The 6,617-nt window shown below is 41.3% G+C and carries 9 protein-coding genes; all 9 read right to left on the reverse strand.

Annotation, left to right across the window (positions count from 1 at the left end):
* Positions 1-1,422, reverse strand: a 1,422-nt coding sequence (locus LD39_RS01510) for a Tex-like N-terminal domain-containing protein (protein ID WP_035542122.1), incomplete at its 3' end; no start/stop codon positions are given.
* Between the two features lie 134 nt (positions 1,423-1,556).
* A complete protein-coding gene (locus tag LD39_RS01515; protein ID WP_052158682.1) occupies positions 1,557-2,153 on the reverse strand; it encodes a SpoIIE family protein phosphatase in 597 nt (198 codons plus the stop codon).
* Positions 2,153-2,932, reverse strand: coding sequence for an RNA polymerase sigma factor SigB (gene sigB / locus LD39_RS01520; RefSeq protein WP_035542126.1), 780 nt, complete (start codon positions 2,930-2,932; stop codon positions 2,153-2,155). The genes LD39_RS01515 and sigB overlap by 1 nt, the downstream gene beginning before the upstream one ends.
* A complete protein-coding gene (gene rsbW / locus LD39_RS01525; RefSeq protein WP_035542128.1) occupies positions 2,904-3,380 on the reverse strand; it encodes an anti-sigma B factor RsbW in 477 nt (158 codons plus the stop codon). The genes sigB and rsbW overlap by 29 nt, the downstream gene beginning before the upstream one ends.
* 2 nt (positions 3,381-3,382) lie before the next feature.
* Positions 3,383-3,712 (reverse strand): STAS domain-containing protein, encoded by a 330-nt coding sequence (locus tag LD39_RS01530; protein ID WP_035542130.1) that lies wholly within the window; start codon positions 3,710-3,712, stop codon positions 3,383-3,385.
* A gap of 65 nt (positions 3,713-3,777) precedes the next feature.
* Positions 3,778-4,788: a PP2C family protein-serine/threonine phosphatase gene (locus LD39_RS01535; protein ID WP_035542134.1), complete on the reverse strand. Its 1,011-nt coding sequence runs from the start codon at positions 4,786-4,788 to the stop codon at positions 3,778-3,780.
* A 13-nt stretch (positions 4,789-4,801) separates the two neighbouring features.
* Positions 4,802-5,203: an anti-sigma regulatory factor gene (locus tag LD39_RS01540; RefSeq protein WP_035542138.1), complete on the reverse strand. Its 402-nt coding sequence runs from the start codon at positions 5,201-5,203 to the stop codon at positions 4,802-4,804.
* Positions 5,204-5,205: 2 nt separating this feature from the next.
* A complete protein-coding gene (locus LD39_RS01545) occupies positions 5,206-5,562 on the reverse strand; it encodes an STAS domain-containing protein (RefSeq protein WP_035542140.1) in 357 nt (118 codons plus the stop codon).
* Positions 5,563-5,567: 5 nt separating this feature from the next.
* Positions 5,568-6,437 (reverse strand): RsbT co-antagonist protein RsbRA, encoded by an 870-nt coding sequence (locus tag LD39_RS01550; RefSeq protein WP_035542142.1) that lies wholly within the window; start codon positions 6,435-6,437, stop codon positions 5,568-5,570.
* Between the last annotated feature and the right edge of the window lie 180 nt (positions 6,438-6,617).

Consider the following 6,617-nt stretch of genomic DNA (forward strand, 5'->3'; position numbering starts at 1 on the left):
TTTTTTCTGACTGACATCATGTTGGTATTGGCCTACTCCGATCGATTTAGGATCAATCTTCACGAGTTCAGCTAGTGGATCCTGCACTCTTCTAGCTATCGAGACGGCACTTCTCTCTTCAACTTGAAAATCAGGGAATTCGTCACGTGCTAACTTAGAGGCCGAGTAAACACTTGCCCCTGCTTCGTTAACGATCATATAGGAAGCATTCAGTTTATGCTTCTGGATCATATCGGCTACGAACTGCTCAGTCTCCCTTGAAGCCGTACCATTCCCTATGGCCATCAATTCAATGGGATGCCTGTCCATGAACGAAAGCAATAGTTTCTCAGCACCTTTCACATCGTTTCTAGGAGCTGTTGGATACATGACTCCGATGTCCAGGACTTTACCTGTTTCATCTACGGCAGCGAGTTTACAACCTGTACGATATGCAGGGTCGATTCCCAGCACGACTTTCCCTTTTAACGGTGGCTGAAGCAATAAACTTCTCAAGTTACTTGAAAAGACTTCGATCGCCTGTTCCTCCGCCGACTCAGAAAGAGAGTTGCGAATTTCCCTTTCAATCGATGGCTGAATTAAACGCTTGTAACTGTCTTGGATCGCCTCTGTTAAGAGTGAGCGAAGTTGTCCTTTCGTTGAAGGCAGTATGACCTTCTTTTCAAGAAAAGCAACGATGGATTCTTCCGGTGGCTGGATCGATACTTTAATAACATCTTCTTTTTCCCCACGGTTCAAAGCAAGAATACGGTGGGAGACAATCTTACCTACCGGCTCCTGGTAGTCGTAATACATCTCGAAAATGGCTTTTTCATCCTGCTCTGCGTTTTTGTCTGTAGAAGCAATGGTTCCTTTTTGGAAAGTCTGCTTACGGATCTGTTCACGGTATTGCGGATCATCAGATATCCATTCAGCTAGAATATCGTTAACTCCACCAAGGACTTGATCAACTGATTCCAATTCGTGCTCTTCAGAGAAGTATGTTTTGGCTTCTTGCGTAACATTGATTTCTTCCTGCTTCCACACTTGTAAAGCCAGAGGCTCCAACCCTTTTTCTTTTGCAACAGTGGCGCGTGTTCTTCGTTTTTGCTTATAAGGTCGATAAAGATCTTCTACTTTTTGCAGCTGAGTAGCCGCTTCGATTTCTTTACGAAGCTCATCTGTCAATTTGCCTTGCTCATCAATGAGACGGATCACTTCTTCTTTTCTTTCACTTACGTTTTTCACATAGTTCCATTGGTCTTCAATGGATTTGATTTGCACTTCATCTAATCCGCCTGTTAATTCTTTTCGATAACGGGCGATAAAAGGAACTGTATTTCCCTCGTTTAAAAGATCAATGACTTGCTTAATCGATTTTTCATTCAACTTTGTCTGTTGAGAGACAAGTTTCAATAATTCAGGACTCTGTTGTTCACTCAAAAAAAGACCTCCTTCAATAACATCTATTTTGTATTGTACCAAATAATCCCTCAACTGACTTGCAAAGAACGGAGCATCTCAGACATTTAAACACAATAAAAGGCCTTATTCCTTTGATTAAGAATAAGACCTTTCTATTCATACTCCATCGCGATCAACGTTGTATCGTCTTCACGCGCTTGGCCGTAAAGCTGTTTATATTCTTCAGTAATATAGTCGACACTTCTCGCTTCTGTAATATGCTTAGACAATCGGCGGTCATTGACCCCATCCGAAAACATCAAAAACTTCATTCCTTTATGAACCTTCCCTCTTGTTACCCTCAAATCCCTGGGGTAGCCAGCTAGATATCCGGCAAGCGGAATACTTCTACTCCGTTTGCCTTCCGAGTCAATCGTTATGACTCCAATATTGCCGATGGAAGAATAAGAATAAGTATCTGTTTGAAAATCGATGCGTAGGACTCCTAAAACAACGCCTCGTTTCCCCATCAAAGCCTCATTGCATTTTTTCACAAGAGCTTCTACTGTCAACGGAGGGTTCTCTTCAATCACATCCATAACGGCCTGTGATGAATCACGCGCCAATTCTCCACTCCCTAAACCATCTGCCAATGCACATACAAAAGCTTCATCTGTTTCTTTGAAGTAGTAACTGTCACCACAATAATAGTTACCCTTTTTCGCCTTTTGATATACGGAGACGTTGACGTGGTTTTGTTGCTTATCCACTAGAATGCCTCAACCGACTCGGACTGCAGAGCTTCTCTCAGCTTCCGAAGTGCTCGTCGCTGTAAACGGGAAACATGCATTTGGGATATCCCAAGCCTTTCACCCGTGTCTTTCTGACTCATATTTTCAAAGTAGGTGCACTGAAGAATTTCCTGCTCTCGTTCACTTAAAATAGGGAGGACTTTTTCTAATAGCATCTGCTGATCGATATGAGAATAACCATCTTCTTGGTTTCCGATCAAATCAAGAATAGTGACCGTACTTCCATCTGAATCTGCTTCAATTTTACGATCGACGGAAAGAGCTTTATAACTTTTACCCATCTCCATCGTTTCTAATACATCTTCTTCTGAAACCTCTAAGTGCTCAGCAATTTCGAGTACAGAGGGAGAGCGCTGAAGAATACTTGTCAATTCCTCGGCAGCTTTTTTAATCTTCGGACCTAGCTCTTTGATCCGTCGAGGCACATGGACGCTCCACGTCTTGTCCCTGATAAAACGCTTAATCTCACCAATAATAGTTGGGATGGCAAACGATTCGAATGATTTTCCGAATTCGGGGTCATATCGACGGATCGCTGCTAGTAGACCAAGCATTCCAACTTGCACCAAATCTTCGTGAATTGTACTATTCTTTGAGTATTTTCGAGCGATGGATTCTACAAGATCTTTGTAGACAAGAACGATTTTCTCTTGTACGACTTCATCACGTGGGTTTTCTTGTAAAAACTCGATCCATTCATATACTTCGTCATTGTGATGTTGAGATCTGGTCGCCATTCTGACCCACCTCAGTTTCATGGAGATATTTTGTCATCAGGACAATTACTCCATATTTGCTATTGATTTCTACTTTATCCATAAGTGCATCGATCAAGAATAGACCAAATCCACCTTCACGAAGCTCTTCGATATCGTCATCTTGTTGGTATGGCCCGATGTCTTCTTTAATTTCCCCGAGGTTAAAGCTTCCACCATGATCTGCGACCATGACCTCAAGGCGGTTCTCATAAACACCGAACCCGATGGTGATTTCACCCTCCCCTGTCTCTTTATAAGCGTGTTTTACTGCATTCGTAATCGCTTCTGAGATGGCTACTTTCAGATCTTCTATATCTTCATAAGCGAACCCCATCCGATTCGCAATTCCAGACGTACTTAAACGAACCACGCCAATATATTCGGCTTTGGCCGGCACTTTCACTTCAACAAAATCAAATGGTTCCATATTTACATTCCACCCCGCACTGCAGAATCAATGTTCATTATTTCTGTCAAACCAGTTATCTTAAACAGACGATAGACACGCTCTTGCATTTGAACAAGCTTCATTTCGCTGTTGTGTTCCTTCGTCGATTTTAAAGCACTGATGAATACACCTAATCCTGTTGAATCCATGTAATTCACATCCTGAAGATTGACTTCCACGGTTTGACCTTCTTCTTTCGTCAATGGTAGAAGTGTGTCTTTCAATTTAGGTGCTGTAAAAGCGTCTACCTCTCCCGCTAGGGAAATGTACGCGATATTTTCTTTATTAGTAACATCTATAGTTAAGTTCATCTAAAAGTCCTCCTATTATTCCTAGAAAAGTCAATCAGAATATAGTTACCCTTCCTGGATATTCATTAAACGTTCCTTCGCAAAATAATTAATGTAAAATCATCTCGCAATTGGAAATCCTGCAGCCGCTCAAAATACTTGTACACGTTCTCGACAATTTCTTGAGCCGGAAGATGGGAAAAAGATTTAATGACATGAAGAATTTCCTCTTGTTCAATAAAACGATCCCCTTGACGGCATTCGGTCACACCATCTGTCAGCAAGATGATCATGTCCCCTTGCTCAACTTCAATCTGTTTTTGATGATACGTAGCCTCTGAGGATACGCCAAGAACAAGTCCAGGGGCATCGATTTCTTCAAATTCGCCTTTGTCTTTATGAAAATAAAAACCAGGCTCATGACCTGCAGATGCATAATAAAATGTGTGATTGTTCGTATTGTACAAGCCGTAGAACATCGTTATGAACATACTGGAGTCTACATTACGTTCAACCACTCGATTTAAACTCCCTAGAATGACACCGGGGTCCATACGCATCTCTGGAAAGCTGTCCATAGAATATTTGATCATGGACATACAAAGCGCTGCAGGAACGCCTTTCCCGATGACATCTGCAATCGCTATTCCCAAGGATCCTTCGTTATCGTAAACAAAGTGGTGGTAGTCCCCGTTCATTTGCTTGGCTGGTACGCTAAGCGCTCCGACTTCTAATTCTTCCAGCTCAGGTTTCACAGTGGATAACAACGTCTTTTGCATATTCGCAGCAACTGAAATCTCTGATTTTAATTCTAGCTGCCTTTCACGGAGTGACTGGTATTCTTGATAAGCCATGCCATAAGAAATCATAGTTTCTAAAAGAAAATTCAATGAAGCTTGAATATAATCCGGCATCTCCGGGTAAATCTCCTGAAGGGACTGAATGTGCACATTGATGATTTCTTCTGGCGATATATTGTGCTGCATGGATTGCTTACTGAACTGCTCTGCCTGATACAGTGCTTGTTCATCTTTCGTTCTTATATACTCTTGTAATAATTCTTTGTAGTTTTCTAAATCAAGCTTCAGTGTACTCAATATTTAACCTCCTTTAACGGAGCCATTTAACAACCTTAATCTCGGTGCCTTTTCCATCTTGTGATTGAATGTCAAACTCATCCATCAGACGTTTGACTCCCGGAAGACCAGCTCCAAGTCCACCAGATGTTGAAAAGCCATCCTCCATCACTTGGCTAAGTTCCTTAATCCCAGGACCATTGTCTATAGCCATGATGCTGATTCCTTTTTGGTTGATATCTTCAATAGCTTCAAAACAGATTTTTCCCGTTCCAGCATACAAATAAATATTTCTTGCTAATTCTGATATCGCAGTGGCAATACGCGCTTGGTCGACAGTCCCGAAACCGATCTTTCTGGCAATGTCTCTTCCCAATTGACGAGCCCCAACAATGTCCCACTCCTTTTTTATATTGACACAGGATTGGAAGTCCATAGTCACTCCTCCAATTCCTGACGAAGTTTAATCAATCCTTGTTCTAAATCTAATGCAGTAGGGACATCCTGCAGATGTATGCCTAAATCGATTAACGTCATTGCAACAGCCGGCTGGATACCAGTAAGTACAACTTTCGCTCCCATCAAATCAGACATCGTGACAACATCACCTAATACTTTTGCAATAAAAGAATCGATGATATCCACAGAGGTCAGATCAATCACAACACCAGACGAACCACTTTCATGGATTTTACTCAAGAGATCTTCTTGAAATTGAATCGCTGTTTGGTCGTCCAGATCGATTTGAATGGAAATTAATAAATAATTATGAAGTTTCAATATAGGTATTCTCACTGTATTCACTCCCTATCCAGCGAATCGATTAGTTTTTCAATATCTTCGTCTTTGTTTTGCGTTTCTTCAATACGACGATTCGTTAGTTCAAGCGCAGTCTGGAATCCTTTGCGAAGGGAACTCTTCGTTGGGAACTTACCAAGATCAATTCCGAGGTTCACAATAGTTTGAGCAATTTCAGGACGGATGCCTACCAAAATACAACGCGATCCAATTAAACGTACAGCTTCTGCTGCCTGGATAATATGGTGAGCTACCATCGTATCAACGACAGGGACACCAGTGATATCAATCAGAACCACTTCTGCATTATGCTTAATGACACCATCCAGCAAGTTTTCCATAATCAATTTCGCGCGTTCAGTGTCAATGGTCCCAATTAACGGCATGATGGTGATATTCTCCATCACTGGGATCAACGGTGCAGATAATTCTTGTAACGCTACACGCTGCAAGGAAACGATGTGTTCCCAGCTGCCCGAGTATTCGTTTACAAGACGATTGATGATCGGATCCACCCAACCGTCCACTTTTCTCAGGACTTCTGAAAAATAGTCAGAGTCTATTTTTTCTGATTGCTGGAGAATAAAACCTGTGACCACTCTTCTGAACACTTGCATCCCATCAGTCAAGTAGCTTAAAGGCCACCCTAAATTGATCAGCCTTTCGGAAAACTCGTCCAGATCAGAAGACAGCCCTTGCTTTTCAAGACTTGAGAAGATGACATTTACAAATTCACGATTCGTGCTTTCGAACATCTCGTCTGAAATTGTCGATGTATAATCATTCTTCTTATGTGTGTTGATTTCCTCCAACCACATTTTTACAATGTCATCGCTGTGATCCAAAACGATATTTTTTAAATTCTCATCCATTATCTAACCCTCCGCCTCAGGTAACCCTTTTCGGTAATGTATAGCACGTTCAAAAATATACAAATATAATTTTATCAAAGATTATTAGATTCTTCATTCATTTAAACCTACCACGAAAAAAACACGCCATCATCAATACCCATAATAATTCTATTATAAACTAGAAAATCAAAAAAAATA

This window comes from Halobacillus sp. BBL2006 (assembly GCF_000786645.1).
GTDB lineage: Bacteria > Bacillota > Bacilli > Bacillales > Halobacillaceae > Halobacillus.